This is a genomic window from Burkholderia sp. AU30198, from assembly GCF_020419825.1.
Classification (GTDB): domain Bacteria; phylum Pseudomonadota; class Gammaproteobacteria; order Burkholderiales; family Burkholderiaceae; genus Burkholderia.
In genome coordinates this window covers 1-15468 of sequence record NZ_JAIZSA010000042.1, presented here as the reverse complement: position 1 = coordinate 15468, position 15468 = coordinate 1, and the positions used below count along the sequence as shown (strand labels likewise).

The 15468-nt window shown below is 66.1% G+C and carries 16 protein-coding genes and 2 tRNA genes; 9 read left to right on the top strand and 9 right to left on the bottom strand.

The window, feature by feature from the left end; translation table 11 throughout:
- Window positions 1-173 precede the first annotated feature (173 nt).
- Window positions 174-260 (bottom strand) — tRNA-Leu (locus LGN19_RS39230).
- A 251-nt stretch (window positions 261-511) separates the two neighbouring features.
- On the opposite strand from LGN19_RS39230, the gene rnr reads away from it, so the two are divergent.
- From rnr to LGN19_RS39200, 6 genes are all read left to right on the top strand, one after another.
- Window positions 512-2992, top strand: coding sequence for a ribonuclease R (gene rnr, locus LGN19_RS39225; protein WP_226220193.1), 2481 nt, complete (start codon window positions 512-514; stop codon window positions 2990-2992).
- Window positions 2993-3142: 150 nt separating this feature from the next.
- Window positions 3143-3886: a 23S rRNA (guanosine(2251)-2'-O)-methyltransferase RlmB gene (gene rlmB / locus LGN19_RS39220; protein ID WP_122945207.1), complete on the top strand. Its 744-nt coding sequence runs from the start codon at window positions 3143-3145 to the stop codon at window positions 3884-3886.
- Between the two features lie 95 nt (window positions 3887-3981).
- Window positions 3982-4854, top strand: coding sequence for an N-acetylmuramoyl-L-alanine amidase (locus LGN19_RS39215; protein ID WP_226220191.1), 873 nt, complete (start codon window positions 3982-3984; stop codon window positions 4852-4854).
- A 91-nt stretch (window positions 4855-4945) separates the two neighbouring features.
- Window positions 4946-5641: a ribose-5-phosphate isomerase RpiA gene (gene rpiA, locus LGN19_RS39210; protein WP_122945209.1), complete on the top strand. Its 696-nt coding sequence runs from the start codon at window positions 4946-4948 to the stop codon at window positions 5639-5641.
- Between the two features lie 280 nt (window positions 5642-5921).
- Window positions 5922-6638 carry a FadR/GntR family transcriptional regulator gene (locus tag LGN19_RS39205; protein WP_122945210.1) on the top strand — a complete coding sequence of 239 codons (717 nt, stop codon included), beginning with the start codon at window positions 5922-5924 and terminating at the stop codon, window positions 6636-6638.
- Between the two features lie 101 nt (window positions 6639-6739).
- Window positions 6740-7726 carry a Gfo/Idh/MocA family protein gene (locus tag LGN19_RS39200; RefSeq protein ID WP_226220189.1) on the top strand — a complete coding sequence of 329 codons (987 nt, stop codon included), beginning with the start codon at window positions 6740-6742 and terminating at the stop codon, window positions 7724-7726.
- A gap of 55 nt (window positions 7727-7781) precedes the next feature.
- Here the strand turns inward: LGN19_RS39200 and LGN19_RS39195 are convergent, their stop codons facing one another.
- From LGN19_RS39195 to LGN19_RS39165, 7 genes are all read right to left on the bottom strand, one after another.
- Window positions 7782-8474, bottom strand: coding sequence for an amino acid ABC transporter permease (locus tag LGN19_RS39195; RefSeq protein WP_122945212.1), 693 nt, complete (start codon window positions 8472-8474; stop codon window positions 7782-7784).
- A gap of 122 nt (window positions 8475-8596) precedes the next feature.
- Window positions 8597-9391 carry a cystine ABC transporter substrate-binding protein gene (locus LGN19_RS39190; RefSeq protein ID WP_011351851.1) on the bottom strand — a complete coding sequence of 265 codons (795 nt, stop codon included), beginning with the start codon at window positions 9389-9391 and terminating at the stop codon, window positions 8597-8599.
- A 100-nt stretch (window positions 9392-9491) separates the two neighbouring features.
- Window positions 9492-10529, bottom strand: a complete 1038-nt coding sequence (locus LGN19_RS39185; protein WP_043182656.1) for a quinone-dependent dihydroorotate dehydrogenase — start codon at window positions 10527-10529, stop codon at window positions 9492-9494.
- A gap of 99 nt (window positions 10530-10628) precedes the next feature.
- The gene (locus LGN19_RS39180; RefSeq protein ID WP_122945213.1) at window positions 10629-11459 is read right to left on the bottom strand and encodes an arginyltransferase; all 831 of its coding nucleotides are present in this window, start codon (window positions 11457-11459) and stop codon (window positions 10629-10631) included.
- Window positions 11460-11492: 33 nt separating this feature from the next.
- On the bottom strand, window positions 11493-12257 hold the full coding sequence (aat, locus tag LGN19_RS39175) for a leucyl/phenylalanyl-tRNA--protein transferase (protein ID WP_226220187.1): 765 nt from the start codon (window positions 12255-12257) through the stop codon (window positions 11493-11495).
- Between the two features lie 11 nt (window positions 12258-12268).
- Entirely contained in the window at window positions 12269-12814 is a 546-nt protein-coding gene (locus LGN19_RS39170; protein WP_226220185.1) for an NUDIX hydrolase, read from the bottom strand.
- Between the two features lie 173 nt (window positions 12815-12987).
- A tRNA-Met gene (locus LGN19_RS39165) sits at window positions 12988-13064 on the bottom strand.
- Between the two features lie 197 nt (window positions 13065-13261).
- Here LGN19_RS39165 and LGN19_RS39160 point away from each other — a divergent pair.
- The 3 genes from LGN19_RS39160 to LGN19_RS39150 are packed head-to-tail and all read left to right on the top strand — an operon-like array spanning window position 13262 to window position 15287.
- Window positions 13262-13759, top strand: a complete 498-nt coding sequence (locus LGN19_RS39160; protein ID WP_175223072.1) for a heme-degrading domain-containing protein — start codon at window positions 13262-13264, stop codon at window positions 13757-13759.
- A 9-nt stretch (window positions 13760-13768) separates the two neighbouring features.
- Entirely contained in the window at window positions 13769-14101 is a 333-nt protein-coding gene (locus LGN19_RS39155; protein WP_374101787.1) for a DMT family transporter, read from the top strand.
- Between the two features lie 31 nt (window positions 14102-14132).
- On the top strand, window positions 14133-15287 hold the full coding sequence (locus LGN19_RS39150) for an enoyl-CoA hydratase/isomerase family protein (RefSeq protein ID WP_226220184.1): 1155 nt from the start codon (window positions 14133-14135) through the stop codon (window positions 15285-15287).
- Window positions 15288-15381: 94 nt separating this feature from the next.
- On the opposite strand, the gene LGN19_RS39145 is transcribed toward LGN19_RS39150, so the two are convergent.
- Window positions 15382-15468: IS3 family transposase (locus tag LGN19_RS39145; protein WP_226219584.1), on the bottom strand; the 87-nt coding region annotated here is incomplete at its 5' end.

The window sequence follows — 15468 nt, the reverse complement described above, 5'->3', positions numbered from 1 at the left end:
GACTTGCACCACCACCGACAGCTTAAAAGCCAGGCTGTAGTCCCGCTGCGTCCGCTTGATCCCTTGCTCCATCTGGCACCTCCTCGCCTCGGCGAAAAAGTGTCAACCTATTTCAGGATGGGTCATGGAAATGAAAAAAGGCCGGCTAGAAGCCGACCTTTTTAAAAAACAGATGGTGCCCAGGAGAGGACTCGAACCTCCACGATGTTGCCACCGCTAGGACCTGAACCTAGTGCGTCTACCAATTCCGCCACCTGGGCACGTTTTGCAGTGAGCTGCTTGCTGCAAAGAAGCGAAATTATAGCGCCCCAATTATTCGTGTCAACACTTTTTTGCGATGCATCGCAAACCGGGCTCTGCCGCGCCTGCCGGCGGGCATTCCCGTCATTTGGTGACACAGGCGGGTGATAGAATGACCCGCCGCCGTCAATATAGAACTGTCTGAAGGACACCTCTATGTTGATGCCGTGCACCATCAGTCAACGCAACGAGAACAATCATCGACAAACCCTTGAGCAAATATCCGTACCCCATTCCGAGCCGTGAAGAAATTCTCGGCGTGCTGCGTACGAGCGACGCGCCGCTGGCCGCCAACGACATCGCAGAATCACTGTCGATCAAGCGTCAGGAGCGCGAGGGGTTCTTCCGGCGTGTCGCCGCGATGGAGCGCGACGGCCAGATCCGCCTCGACAAGCGTGGCCACTACCAGTTGACTCATCCGTCGAACTTCGTCGCCGGGCGCGTGCAGGGGCATCGTGACGGCTACGGGTTCGTGATCCGCGACGACGGCCAGGACGACCTGTTCTTGCCGAACGGCGAAATGCAGAAGGTGATGCACAACGATCGCGTGCTCGCGCGGATCGTCGGCTACGATCGCCGCGGCCGCCCGGAAGGGCATGTCGTCGAAGTCACCGAGCGCGCGAACAAGCGCGTGATCGGCCGCCTGCTCAACGAGAACGGCGCGCTGATCGTCGCGCCGGAAGACAAGCGCATCGGCCACGACATCCTGATCACGCAGAACGTGAAGAAGGCGAAGGTCGGGCAGGTCGTCGTCGTCGAGCTGACCGATTTCCCGAGCCGTCATTCGCAGCCGCTCGGCCGTGTCGTCGAGGTGCTCGGCGACATCGACGATCCGGGCATGGAAATCGAAATCGCGGTGCGCAAGTACGGCGTGCCGCACGAATTCAGCCAGCCGGCGCTCGACGAAGCCGCCGCGCTGCCCGACAAGGTGCGGCCGACCGACCTGCGTTTCCGCGTCGACCTGCGCGACGTGCCGCTCGTGACGATCGACGGCGAGGACGCGCGCGACTTCGACGACGCCGTCTACTGCGAGCCGGTCAAGGTCGGCCGTGGCGACGGCTACCGGCTGATCGTCGCGATCGCCGACGTGTCGCATTACGTACAGCCGGGCAGCGGGCTCGATGCCGACGCGCTCGAGCGCAGCACGTCGGTGTATTTCCCGCGCCGCGTGATTCCGATGCTGCCGGAGAAGCTGTCGAACGGCCTGTGCTCGCTGAACCCGCAGGTCGACCGCTGCGTGCTCGCGTGCGACATGGTGATCACCGCGCGCGGCGAGATCAAGGCGTACCAGTTCTACCCGGCCGTCATCCATTCGGCTGCGCGCCTGACGTACACGGAAGTCGCGGCGGTGCTGTCGAACACGAAGGGGCCGGAGGCCGCGCGCCGTGCGGATCTGCTGCCGCACCTGCAGGATCTGTACGGCGTCTACAAGTCGCTGTTCGCCGCACGGCAGAAGCGTGGCGCGATCGACTTCGACACGACCGAGACCTACATCGTCTGCAACTCGCAGGGCAAGATCGAGCAGATCGTGCCGCGCCAGCGTAACGACGCGCACAAGCTGATCGAGGAATGCATGCTGGCCGCGAACGTCTGTGCGGCCGATTTCCTGAAGCGCAACAAGCATCCGGGCCTGTACCGCGTGCACGCGGGGCCGACGCCGGAGAAGCTCGAGAACCTGCGCGCGTTCCTGCGCGGCATGGGCCTGTCGCTCGGCGGCGGCGACAAGCCGCATGCGAGCGACTGCGCGGCGCTGATGGCGCAGATCCGCGACCGGCCCGATGCACAGATGCTGCAGCCGATGCTGCTGCGCTCGATGCAGCAGGCCGTCTACAGCCCGGACAACATCGGTCACTTCGGTCTTGCCTACGAGGCGTACGCGCACTTCACGAGCCCGATCCGCCGTTATCCGGACCTGCTCACGCACCGCGCGATCTACGCGATCCTGTCCGGCAAGAAATACGTGCCGAAGGCGCCGGACGGTTTCGAGCTGAACACCGCGCTGTCGCCGCGCGCTCGCGCGATGCAGCAGGCCGACGACGAAACGCGCGGCCGCGCGCGCCCGAATACGGCGATCTGGGAAGAGCTCGGCCTGCACTGCTCGGCGAACGAGCGCCGTGCGGACGAAGCGTCGCGCGACGTCGAAGCCTGGCTCAAGTGCTACTTCATGCGCGACAAGCTCGGCGAGGAGTACGGCGGGATGGTGAACGGCGTCACGTCGTTCGGCATCTTCGTGCAGCTCGACACGCTCTTCATCGAAGGGCTCGTGCACGTCACGGAACTCGGCTCGGACTACTTCCAGTACGACGAGATCAAGAACGAGCTGCGCGGCGAACGTACGGGCATCCGCTATCGCCTGTCGGATCGCGTGCGCGTGCAGGTGAGCCGCGTCGATCTCGACGCGCGCAAGATCGACTTCCGCCTCGTGCGCGATACGCCGGTGAAGGCGCCGCGTCCGTCGCCCGCGCCGGCTTCCGCTGGCGGCGGTGTCGACCGCGGAAATGGCCCGCGCGTACGTTCGCTGCCGCAGGCGGAGGAGCCCGCGCCGCGTCGCAAGAAGGCCGCGAGCGCGCCGAGCGCCACGGTGAACGAAGCGCGCGCCGCGCGTGCCGCCGCGAAGAAGAAGGGCGGCAGCGGTGGCGGTGTGGCGGCGAAGCCGACCGCGAAGAAGACTCGCGCCCGCAAGAAGTATTGAGCGTTCGGGGTGGGCGCCAAGCGCCCGCCCTGCAGTATCGAGAGACGCCGCGTCACCGGTCATCGGCCGGCAACGCGGCGCTTTCCTTTTCCATGGATCGCGGCTGCGCGTGTCGCGCGGCCGCACGTTTGATCGAAGGTTGTTCCAGTCATGTCACGTCTGAAGGTTCTTTACGGTTTTCATGCGGTGACCGCACGTTTGCGGCACGATGCATCGACGGTTGCGGAGGTGCTGTACGACCAGACGCGCCGCGACCGCCGCATGCAGGACTTCCTGCACACCGCGAAGGAAGCGGGCGTGCGGCTGATCGCGGCCGACGAAACGCGCCTGTGGGGTCTCGCCCATACCGAGCGTCACCAGGGCGTCGTCGCGCGCGTCGAGGACATCCCGCTCGCGCAGAACCTGTCCGAGCTGCTCGACGGCATCCAGGGCCCCGCGCTGCTGCTGGTGCTCGACGGCGTCACCGATCCGCATAACCTCGGCGCGTGCCTGCGTGTCGCCGATTCGGCCGGTGCACACGCGGTGATCGCGCCGCGCGACCGTGCAGTCGGCCTGAACGCAACCGCGGCCAAGGTGGCGAGCGGCGCGGCCGATACGGTGCCGTACATCACGGTGACGAACCTCGCTCGCGCGCTGCGCGAGCTGAAGGACGCCGGCGTGTGGATCATCGGCACGTCGGACGAGGCAACGGCCACGCTCTACGAAACGAAGCTCGACGGCCCCGTCGCGCTCGTGATGGGTGCGGAAGGCGAAGGCATGCGCCGGCTCACGCGCGACACCTGCGACGAAGTGATGAGCATCCCGATGGCCGGCAGCGTGGAGAGCCTGAACGTGTCGGTCGCAAGCGGCGTGTGCCTGTACGAAGCCGTGCGCCAGCGGCGCGTGAAGGGCTGACGCAGCCCGTCCCGCGCCCTGCGCGGGCCTCGAATGACCCGAGCGACGTGTGCCGCGATCCGATGCGGCACGCGGCTCCCCGGAGCTCGCGACCGATGACCCTGTTTCGCATTGGCGCATCCTGCGCCGTGCTGTGCCTGCTGGCGGCCTGCACGTCGCCGTCGCTCGTCGAACGCGGCACCTACTACGCCGACACGAGCTTGCACGCGCGCGGCGCCGATTCGCGGGTCCGCTTTCTCGTGATGCATTACACCGAAAGCGACGAGGCGAAATCGCTGCGCACACTGACGGGCGATTCGGTCAGCGTGCATTACGTCATCCCGCCGCAGCCGCGCATCGAGCGCGGGATGCCGGTCGTCTACCAGCTCGTTCCGGAATCGGAGCGTGCATGGCACGCGGGCGTCAGCGAGTGGCAAGGCACGACCGAGCTGAACGCGGTGTCGATCGGCATCGAGAACGTGAACCGCGGCCCGCTCGATCCGCAGAACCGCACCTGGCAGCCCTATCCGCCCGAACAGGTCGCGGCACTGACCCGGCTGTCGAAGGACATCGTCGACCGCTACGGCATTTCGCCGACGCGCGTGGTCGGGCACAGCGACATCGCACCGCAACGCAAGATCGATCCGGGGCCCTTGTTTCCGTGGCATGCGTTGGCCCAGGCCGGCGTCGGTGCGTGGCCGGACGATGCGACCGTGGCCGCGCGGCTCGGCGGTCGTGATCCGCATGCGCCGGTCGACGTGCGGGAACTGCAGCTCAAGCTCGTGCGCTACGGCTATGACGTGGCCACCGATGGTGTGCTCGATGCACGCGCGCGACGCGTGTTCGCGGCGTTCCAGATGCATTTCAGGCCGTCCGACTATGCGGGCAACCCGGACGCCGAAACCGACGCGATCGCGCAGGCGTTGCTCGACAAGTACTTCCCCGGCACGCAACCCGCGGACAACGCGCCCGCGGCGGGCGCACCCTGAATCTGCGGTGCGCCGCACGCCGAAAAACCCGGGCCGTCATCCGAGTCCGGTAAACTGGCGGTTTTCCGCAATCCCGCAGCATCACCACTCCATGACTCAAGACGAACTCAAACGCCTCGTCGGCCAGGCCGCCGCTGATTACGTGATCCAGAACGTGCCGGAAGGCGCCGTGATCGGCGTCGGCACCGGCTCGACCGCCAACTGCTTCATCGACGCGCTCGCCGTCGTCAAGGCGCGCTATCGCGGCGCCGTGTCGAGCTCCGTCGCCACGACCGAACGCCTGAAGTCGCACGGCATCAAGGTGTTCGACCTGAACGAGATCGACTCGCTGCAGGTGTACGTCGACGGCGCCGACGAGATCGACGCGAGCGGTGCGATGATCAAGGGTGGCGGCGGCGCGCTGACGCGCGAGAAGATCGTCGCGTCGGTGGCCGATACGTTCGTCTGCATCGCGGACGCCAGCAAGCGCGTGCCGGTGCTCGGCGCGTTCCCGCTGCCGATCGAGGTCGTGCCGATGGCACGCACGGCGATCGGCCGGCGCGTGACCGCGCTCGGCGGTGTGCCCGTGCTGCGCGTGACGAAGGACGGTGCGCCGTACATGACCGACAACGGTAACGAGATCATCGACGTGAAGGGGCTGCAGATCGCCGATCCGCGCGGCTTCGAAGCGCAGGTGAACGCATGGCCGGGCGTCGTGACGGTCGGCCTGTTCGCCGAGCGCGGCGCGAATCTGTGCTTGCTCGGCACGGAAAGCGGCGTTGAAACGATCGTTTATTCGGCTAAGTGAAAGATATGGCAAGCAGTCCGTAATGGTGTGTCACATACCGTAATGGACTGAATGTTTAAATCTTGTCGAAAACGGGGCCCGGAAGGCGCAATGCGCTTCCCGGGCCTTATTTTTCGCCGTATAAATCACCCCGACAAAAAAGAGGGATAACCCTGTCAGGTGTTTACCAGATAGCGAAATGTCCTCGAACTCATCAACTTATAGATCATAAGAACAGTCGTAACCAGGGCCGGCGGAACTGCGGAGCAGGTGTTCGCAAATCGACGCACGGGGAGGTGTCATGGAGCAGGGCAAAGACCGGTCACTGGTCGCCAAAGTGATGGATGGGCTTGTCTCGGGTATCGTCGAAGACAAGTATGGCGGCATCTTGCCGCCGCAGGACGTGCTGTCGAAAGAGTTCGATGTGAGTCGCACTGTGATGCGGGAAGCGTTGTCGATGTTGCTTGCGCGCGACATGCTCGACGTGCGTCCGAAGGTCGGCACGCGCGTGCGGCCAATGCGCGACTGGCGCATGATCGATGAGGATGTGGTGAGCTGGCGATTCCGGGCGAAACCCGATCCGCAGTTCATGCGCGACGTCATCGAATTCAGGATGCTGATCGAACCGCGTGCCACCGCGCAGGCGGCGGTGCGTGCGACGGCGGCTGACATCGCGGGCATCCGTGAAGCGTTCGATGCGTTCAAGGTGCTGCAGCCGGGCGACCCTGGCTACGACACCGCGGACGAGTTGCTGCACACGCGGATCGTCCAGGCGAGCGGCAACCAGTTCTTCCAGCAGATGGCGGCGATCGTGCGCGGTGCAGTGCGTCTCGTGAATCCGCGTGTCGTGCAGAAGGAAGGTGCGCACGACATTGCGGTGAAGGCGCATGCGCGTGTGGTCGACGCGATCGAGCGTCGCGATCCGCGCGAAGCCGAAGCTGCTTCGCTCGCGCTGATCGATTTCAGCGCCGACGAGATCTCGCGCGATTTCTCCGTCGACGTGCCCATGCGCGCCTGACGCTGCGCGTGTCGCTCATCCGTGTGCCGCCGGGCCGTTTATCATGACGGCCGGCCGGCAGCGTGCCGGCCACCGTCATACGACCGACACGGAAGATCAGGATGAACGACAACGACCATCGCCCGGTGCGCTTCGGCATCGTCGGCGCAGGCAGCATCGCGCGCCGCTTCGCGCAAAGCCTCGCGCATGTGCCGGGCGCCACGCTCGCCGGTGCCTGGGCCCGCCGCGCCGATGCCGCGGCAGACTTTTGCGGAGCGTACGGCGGTACGCCAGCCGCCAGTCTCGACGCGCTCCTCGCGAGCGATATCGACGCGGTCTACATCGCGACGCTCCACGACAGTCACGCGCAGTACACGCTGGCCGCGCTGGCCGCCGGCAAGGCCGTGCTGTGCGAAAAGCCCGCGACGCTGAACGCGGCGCAGCTCGATACCGTGCTGCGTGCGGCACGCGACGCCGGGCAGCTTTTCATGGAGGCGATGAAGCCGCCGTTCTTTCCGCTGTACCGTCAGTTGCGCGCCCACCTGCATGACGATCCGATCGGCGAGATCCGGCTCGTGCGGGCAGGGTGCGCGTCGTCGTCGGTGCCGGACGACCATCCCGTCTATCGCCTCGATCGCGCGGGTGGTGCGCTGCTCGATATCGGGATCTACGAGGCGTTTCTCGCGGTCGACTGGCTTGGCGCGGCGCGCGACGTGCAGACGCTCGGCCGCGTCGGCGCAACCGGCGTCGACCTGTTCGCGAGCCTGAACAGCGTGCATGCGAACGGCGGGATTGCGCAGCTCTTTTGCGGGCTCGACGTGATGGGGCGCGGCGACGCGCTGATCGCCGCGGCCGGCGGCCATGTGACGATTCACGAGAAGTGGTGGAACCCGTCACACGCAACGATTCGTTACGCGGACGGGCGTACCGTCGAATTCGACGCGCCGGTCGACGGCGGCGGGCTGAACTACGAGACCGCGCATTTCTGCGACCTGCTGCGCGCGGGCAAGACCGAAAGCCCGATCATGACGCATGACCATTCACGGCACATGATCGCGATGACCGATGCCGCGCGCGCGGCGCTCGGCGTGCGCTATTCGGGGGAGTAAGCGGGAAGGCGGGCGCCGGGCACGCGGTGGGTGCGGCCCGGCGGATGACGTGCGCTCAGTGCCGCGACGGCAGCGACAGGCGCTTTTCGTACCAGCGCTGTACCCATTCGAGGATCTGGCACAGGATCCAGTACACGGCCGCGGCGGCGAGATAGAGCGGCAGCGGCTGATAGGTCGCCGCGATCACTTCCTGCGCGCTGCGCAGTAGTTCGGTCACGGTGATCACGGACACGAGCGACGTGTCCTTGATCAGGCTGATCAGGCTGTTCGACAGGCTCGGCACCGCGATGCGCAGCGCCTGCGGACCGATCACGTAGCGCAGCGTCTGCCCCCACGACAGCCCGAGGCTGTACGCGGCGAGCCACTGGCCGCGTGCGATCCCGTTGATCGCGCCGCGCATGCTTTCCGACATGTAAGCGGCGACGTTCGCGGACAGCGCGATGACGCCGGCGGGCGTCGGGTCGAGCGAGATGCCGAGGCTCGGCAGCCCGTAGTAGATGACGAAGATCTGCACGAGCAGCGGAGTGCCGCGCATCAGGCTCACGTACGCGCGGGCCAGCCACGCGAGCGTGTTGACCCAGATGCGTTCGAAGCCGTCGAGCGCTTCGCTTTGGCGGATGCCCATCATCGCGAGCACGACGGCGCCAAGCAGGCCGAACACCATCGACAGCACGGCGAACTTGACGGTCAGTACGGCGCCCTGGGCGAGCACCGGCAACGATTGGACGAGCAGGGACGTTGTCGACATGGAATACGAATCGAATGCGTGCGCGAAAGCGCAATCATAAACCGGACGAATAAAACAAAGGGCGGCATCGTTACGGATGCCGCCCTGTCCGGCCCGCCGTCAGGCGGGAAATGCAGGCGTGCTTACTTGATCGGCTTCGTCACGTCGATGCCGAACCACTTGTCCGAGATCTTCGTGAAGGTGCCGTCGGCTTCGAGTTGCGCCATCGCGTCGTCGATCGCCTTCTGGAACTTCGGGTTGCCCTTCTTGAACGGGATGCCCGACGGGTTCGCCGAGCCGACATTCGCGCCCGGGCGCAGCGGCAGTTGCGAATTCTTCGTCAGGTACGCGAGCATCAGGCGATCGTTGAGCGCCGCGTCGAGACGACCGGCCGCGAGATCGCGCAGATACTCGGGCGCGCCCGGGTACGTTTTCACGTCGATGCCCGGCACCGATTTCGCCATGTCCATGTAGTTCGTGCCGAGCGCGACGCCGAGCTTCTTGCCTTTCAGGTCTTCAAGCGACTTGAACTGGCGCGTGTCGTCGTTGCGCTGGATCAGCTGCGCGGACGAGTACGTGTACGCCGGCGAGAAGTCGAGCGTTTCCTTGCGCTTGTCGGTGATGCCGACCTGGTTGGCGATCACGTCGAACTTGCCGGCCTGCAGGCCCGCGATGATGCCGCTCCATTCGGTCGTCACGAATTCCGCTTTCACGCCGAGTTTCGCGGCCACGGCCTTCGCGATGTCGACGTCGAAGCCGACGAGTTCGCCTTGCGGGTTCTTCGAGTTGAACGGCGGGAACGTGCCTTCGAGGCCGACCCGCAGTGTGCCGCGTTGCTTCACCTGGTCGAGGAGGTCGGCCGCATGCGCGGTGGCGGCGGCGAACGACGTGCCGATCAGGCCGGCAACCAGCAGCTTCTTCAGCAGCGCAATCTTCATCGTGTGTTTCCTTGCCCTGTCCGGGTCATTGATTCTGATAATGGGGTCGATGATAGCAAAAATGCAATCGACCTCTAAATATCGTTTGTTTATGTCTATATTACGCGGTGCGTTCGCGGGCGATGGCCTTCACGCATTCTGCGACGAGCGCGGGGCCGCGGTAGATGAAGCCCGTATAGAGCTGCACGAGTGCCGCGCCGGCCGCGAGCTTGGCCCGGGCGTCCTCGCCCGAGAAAATGCCGCCGACGCCGATGATCGGCACTTCGCTGCCGACTTCGGCGTGCAGCTTGCGGATCACTTCGTTCGACGCGTCGAACACGGGGCGGCCCGACAGGCCGCCGGCTTCGTCCGCATGCGGCAGGCCCTGGACGGCCGCGCGCGACAGCGTCGTGTTGGTGGCGATCACCGCCTCGATCTTGTGGCGCAGCAGCGTGTCGCCGATTTCCTTGACCTGCTCGTCGTCGAGATCGGGCGCGATCTTCAGGGCGAGCGGCACGAGCTTGCCGTGCAGGTCGGCGAGGCGCTGCTGCTTGTCCTTCAGCGCCGCGAGCAGCGCGTCGAGCTCGCCTGCGCCCTGCAACTGGCGCAGGTTCTTCGTGTTCGGCGACGAGATGTTGATCGTCACGTAGCTCGCGAACGGGTACACGCGCTCGAGGCAGTACAGGTAGTCCTCGGCGGCGCGCTCGATCGGCGTATCGGCGTTCTTGCCGATGTTCAGGCCGAGGATGCCGCGATAGCGGGCAGCCTGGACGTTCTTCACGAACTGGTCGACGCCGTGGTTGTTGAAGCCCATCCGGTTGATCAGTGCTTCGGCCTGCGGCAGGCGGAACATCCGCGGGCGCGGGTTGCCGGGCTGCGGGCGCGGCGTGACCGTACCGACCTCGATGAAGCCGAAGCCGAGCGCCGCAAGGCCGTCGATGGCGGCGCCGTCCTTGTCGAGGCCGGCCGCGAGGCCGACCGGGTTGCGGAACGTGAGCCCCATCACGGTGCGCGGAGCGTCGGGCACGCGGGCCGACAGCGCGCAGGCAAGGCCCGTGCGGCCGGCCGCGCCGAGCGCGCGCAGCGTGAGGTGGTGAGCGTCTTCCGCATCCATCTTGAACAGGGATGCGCGGGCCAGCGGATAGAGGGAACTGAACACGGGAATAGGGCGGACAGCCGGAATGAATGACAACCCGCTATTTTACCGGGAGTTGCGCGGCAGGGGCGCGCTTCGCTTCGTCACCCCGCGCGGCACGCGTCAGCCCGAGCCGGAATGCCCGCCCGGCAACGGCGCGCGGGCCAGCGCCGCGTCGACGGGCGGCAGGTCGATCCGTTCCGGATCGAGGATCTTCCAGCGGCCGTCGATCAGCCCTTCGAGCGGGTGGAAGTTCGCCTTGTAGGCCATCTTCGGGCTCTCGCGGATCCAGTAGCCGAGATACACGTAGGGAAGGCCGAGGCTCTTCGCCTGCTCGATCTGCCACAGGATGTTGTAGGTGCCGTAGCTGGTGTGTGCGTCGTCGGGTTCGAAGAACGTATAGACCGACGACAGCCCGTCGCCGAGGATGTCGATCATGCTGACCATGCGCAGCTTGCCCGGCTCGCCGCCCGGTGCGTCGAGGTCGCGGAATTCGACGAGGCGCGAGTTGATCCGGCTCTGCAGCAGGAATTGCTCGTACTGGTCGCGGCTGTCGCGATCCATGCCGCCGCCGGCGTGGCGCGCGGACTGGTAGCGCATGTAGAGCGCGTAGTGCTCTTCGTCGTAGTGCAGCGGCGAAACCGTCGCGACGAGCGTGCGGTGCCGCTTCCACATCCGGCGCTGCGTGCGTGACGGCGCGAATGCGTCGACGGGGACGCGCACCGGCACGCAGGCGCGGCAGCCGTCGCAGTACGGGCGATACGTGAACACACCCGAGCGCCGGAAGCCGGCCTTGACGAGCTCGGTGTAGATGTCGGAGTTGATCAGGTGGCTCGGCGTCGCGACTTGCGAGCGCGCGACGCGGCCGTCCAGATAGCTGCACGGATAGGGCGCCGTTGCATAGAATTGCAGCGCCGAAAGCGGTGAAAGCGGCAGCTCAGTCGGGTGAGTCATGGGCAGCTCTCGTTGCAGGGAGGGAGTGCCGCGCTAGCGCTCGATCCCGGAGGGGGGCGCCGTTTCGGCGCGGCCCGTCAGCGCGGCGAGCACGCGCTTGTCGAACTGCCACGGAATCGGCGGTTCGGCTACCGCGCTGCACACGTGAGCGACAAAGGCCTTGCGTGCGATCTCGCGGCCGCCGAGCGACGCTAGATGCGACGTATTCTGCTGGCAGTCTATCATCTCCAGCCCCTGCTCGCGAAGGTGCGCGACGAGCGTGGCCAGCGCGATTTTCGAGGCGTCGGTCGCGTCCGCGTACATCGATTCGCCGAAAAACATCCGTCCGAACGACACGCCGTACAGGCCGCCGACGCGTCGCCCGTCGTGCCACGTCTCGATGCTGTGCGCGTTGCCGGAGCGGTAGAGCGACGTGTACGCGTCGATGATCTCGGCCGTGATCCACGTGCCGCGCTGCCCGCGGCGGGGCGCCTGCGCGCACGCGCGCATCACGCCCGGAAAGTCGTAGTCGACACGTACTTCCCATTCGGGCTCGCGCAGCACGCGTTTCAGCGTCTTGCGCAGCGAAGGCGACACCTTGAATTCGGCCGGCACGAGGATCATGCGCGGGTCGGGGCTCCACCACAGCACGGGCTGGCCGTCCGAATACCACGGGAAGATGCCGCGCAGGTACGCGTCGATGAGGCGCGACGGCAGCAGGTCGGCGCTTGCGGCGAGCAGCCCCGGCGCGCCGGTCGCGGGACCGAGCGCGCGTTCGATGGGCGGAAAGGGATCGTCCGGGCCGAGCCAGGGGACCATGGGGCGCGGGCTCAGCCGTTGCGCAGCGAGCGGAAGATATCGCCGGTGTGCACGCCGTAGTCGCCCGCGGCGCGATCGGCGAAGAAGAATCGCAGGGTCTGGCTGACAGTCGGGAACGCGATCTCGTCCCACGGAATGTCGGCTTCGTCGAACAGCTTCACTTCGAGGCTTTCCTCGCCGGCTTCGAAACCCGGATCGGTGAGCCGCGCGAGGTAGAACAGGTGGACCTGGTGCACGTGCGGCACATTGAGCAGCGAGAACAGGTTCTGCACCTCGACGCGCGCGCCGGCTTCCTCGAGCGTTTCGCGTGCGGCGGCTTCGGCCGTCGTCTCGCCCATTTCCATGAAGCCCGCGGGCAGCGTCCAGAATCCGTAGCGCGGTTCGATCGCGCGGCGGCACAGCAGGATCTGATCGCCCCAGACCGGAACCGTGCCGACGACGTTGCGTGGATTCTGGTAGTGGATCGTGCCGCAGTGATCGCAGACGAAGCGCTCGCGATTGTCGCCCGGAGGAATGCGCGCGATGACTTCGTGACCGCAGACGGAGCAGAATTTCATGTCGAGTGGAAGGGACGAGGTGATGCGAGTGTATCACCGGGATGCGGCATTCTCGAACGCGGGCGCGTGCAGGCCGCGTGTCGCGCAAGGCGGAGGGTGCGGGTGCGCGAAGAGTGCGACGGAAAAACAAAAAGCCCGGCACTGGGCCGGGCTTTTTGCATGAATCTGGACGTTGGTTGCGGGGGTAGGATTTGAACCTACGACCTTCGGGTTATGAGCCCGACGAGCTGCCAGACTGCTCCACCCCGCGTCCGTCGAAGAAATGAATTATAAGGAGTAACCCGAACGCGCGCAAGCGTTTTCTGACAATTTCTTGTCGCCGCTTGTGGGGCCGGTACGGTGGGTGGGTGCGCTAGAATCGAGCGGTTTGTTTCGTCTCTTCGGCAGCGGGGCCGTGCGCGATCGCGTCGGCGCCGTTGTGACTCTCATTACTGTATCGACGGATTCATGGACATCGCTCACGATCTGCAATCGATCGGCGCGCAGGAACAGGCGCTCGTGTTTCCCCATTTCGACCCGGCCCGCGCATGGGCGCTCGGCAACCGGATGCATGCGCTCGCGACGTCGCGTGGCCATGCGGTCGCGATCGACATCGTCACGTTCGGCCAGCCGCTGTTCTACGCGGCGCTCGCTGGCGCCACGCCCGACAATGCCGACTGGGTGCGCCGCAAGCGCAACGTCGTCGCGCATTTCCGCCGCAGTTCGTACGCCATCGGCCTGCGCATGCAGCAGGCCGGCACCACGCTCGCGGACAAGCACGGGCTGCCGATCACCGAGTACTCGCCGTACGGCGGCTCGTTTCCGCTGATCGTGGCGGGCGCCGGCGTGATCGGCTCGATCACCGCGTCCGGGCTGCCGCAACGCGCGGATCACGAATTCGTCGTCGAGGCGCTGTGTGCCGAGCTCGGCCACGACTACGCGGTGCTGGCCCTCGCAAGGAGCTGAGCGATGCAACTGCCCGGTTACGCATGGCTCGCGATCGCGATCGTCGCGGAAGTGATCGGCACGTCGGCGCTGCGCGCGGCGGACGGCTTCACGCGTCTCTGGCCGTCGCTGCTCGTCGTCGCCGGCTACGGCATCGCGTTCTATTGCCTGTCGCTCACGTTGCGCACGATGCCTGTCGGCATCATCTATGCAGTCTGGTCGGGCGCCGGCATCGTGCTGATCACGCTCGTCGCGATGCTGCTCTATCGTCAGGTGCCAGACCTGCCGGCCGTGATCGGCCTTGGCCTGATCGTCGCCGGCGTCGTGGTGCTGAACCTGTTTTCGAAGATGCAGGCGCACTGAGCGTGCGCCTGCCATTTGCCGGATGATCCTCATGACCGATTCCACTTCCGCTGCCGTTTCCGCCGAATCCGCCCAGCCCGACGTACGCGCGTATGTTGCGAACCGCATCGGCTTTCTCGAACTGAACCGGCCGAAGGCGCTGAACGCGCTGTCGGTCGGCATGATCCGGCTGATGCAGCAGGCGCTCGACGCGTGGCGCAACGATCCCGAAGTCGTCGCGGTGGTCGTGCACAGCCCGCATCCGCGTGCGTTCTGCGCGGGCGGCGACGTGCGCTTCTTCCACGCGGCATGGCAGCGCGGCGACCGCGATGCGGTCGATACGTTCTTCATCGAGGAATACACGCTGAACCACACGATCTTCACGTATCCGAAGCCTTACATTGCGCTGATGCACGGCGTGGTGATGGGCGGCGGGATGGGGATTTCGCAGGCGGCGTGGCATACGGGCGGCCTGCGCGTCGTGACCGACTCGACGAAGATGGCCATGCCGGAAACGCGTATCGGCCTGTTCCCGGACGTCGGGATGAGCTGGTTCCTCGCGCGCACGCCCGGCGCGATCGGTCGCTATCTCGCCGTGACCGGCGCGACGCTCGACGCGGCCGGCGCGCTGTACGCGCAACTCGCCGACGTCTATCTGCCCGATGCCGCACTGCCGGCGCTGCTCGACACGTTGCGCAGCGCGCGCATCGACAGCGGTGAGCAGGCCGTCGCGTGCGTGGCCGAGGCGGCCGCCGCGCACAAGGTCGTGCCGACTCCCGATACGTCGGCGCTGGCCGACGCGCGTGCCGGGATCGACCGGCATTTCGCGCAGCCGGACATCGGCGCGATCCTCGCGTCGCTCGACGCCGAGCAGGATTGCGCGGCCGTCGACGGATGGGTCGAGCAGGCGACCCACGCGATGCGCGAACAGTTGTCGCCGCTGTCGATGGCCGTGTCGCTGGAAGTCGTCGAACGCGCACGCGGCGCAACGATGGCCGACTGCCTGCGGCGCGATCTCGATCTCACGCGCTCGACGTTCGCGCGCGGCGACGTGATCGAGGGCGTGCGTGCGCTGATCGTCGACAAGGACCACCAGCCGGTCTGGCGCTTCAAGTCAGCCACCGACGTCGATCGTGCCGACGTGCTTGCGATGTTCGACAGCCCGTGGACGCCGGACACGCATCCGCTGCGGAATCTGCAGGACTGACGTCGACCGGGTTAGCCGGAGCACGATCTGGAAATGAAAAGGCCGCCTGCACATGTGAACTGACCCCAGGAAGTTGGATGGTCGGAACCGACGGTTAAGCTGATGAGGGCTGAGTCCTGTATTGCACGGGACTCAGCCCTTTTAGTTTGGTCTTGATGCGTTGGTGATTGTAGTAGTGGAT

Excerpts from the sequence above, each read along its gene's own strand:
- rlmB (WP_122945207.1), top strand. The coding sequence starts at position 3,143 with ATGTCACGTCTGAAGGTTCTTTACGGTTTTCATGCGGTGACCGCACGT.
- LGN19_RS39215 (WP_226220191.1), top strand. The coding sequence starts at position 3,982 with ATGACCCTGTTTCGCATTGGCGCATCCTGCGCCGTGCTGTGCCTGCTG.
- rpiA (WP_122945209.1), top strand. The coding sequence starts at position 4,946 with ATGACTCAAGACGAACTCAAACGCCTCGTCGGCCAGGCCGCCGCTGAT.
- LGN19_RS39205 (WP_122945210.1), top strand. The coding sequence starts at position 5,922 with ATGGAGCAGGGCAAAGACCGGTCACTGGTCGCCAAAGTGATGGATGGG.
- LGN19_RS39200 (WP_226220189.1), top strand. The coding sequence starts at position 6,740 with ATGAACGACAACGACCATCGCCCGGTGCGCTTCGGCATCGTCGGCGCA.
- LGN19_RS39195 (WP_122945212.1), bottom strand. The coding sequence starts at position 8,474 with ATGTCGACAACGTCCCTGCTCGTCCAATCGTTGCCGGTGCTCGCCCAG.
- LGN19_RS39190 (WP_011351851.1), bottom strand. The coding sequence starts at position 9,391 with ATGAAGATTGCGCTGCTGAAGAAGCTGCTGGTTGCCGGCCTGATCGGC.
- LGN19_RS39180 (WP_122945213.1), bottom strand. The coding sequence starts at position 11,459 with ATGACTCACCCGACTGAGCTGCCGCTTTCACCGCTTTCGGCGCTGCAA.
- aat (WP_226220187.1), bottom strand. The coding sequence starts at position 12,257 with ATGGTCCCCTGGCTCGGCCCGGACGATCCCTTTCCGCCCATCGAACGC.
- LGN19_RS39170 (WP_226220185.1), bottom strand. The coding sequence starts at position 12,814 with ATGAAATTCTGCTCCGTCTGCGGTCACGAAGTCATCGCGCGCATTCCT.
- LGN19_RS39160 (WP_175223072.1), top strand. The coding sequence starts at position 13,262 with ATGGACATCGCTCACGATCTGCAATCGATCGGCGCGCAGGAACAGGCG.
- LGN19_RS39150 (WP_226220184.1), top strand. The coding sequence starts at position 14,133 with ATGACCGATTCCACTTCCGCTGCCGTTTCCGCCGAATCCGCCCAGCCC.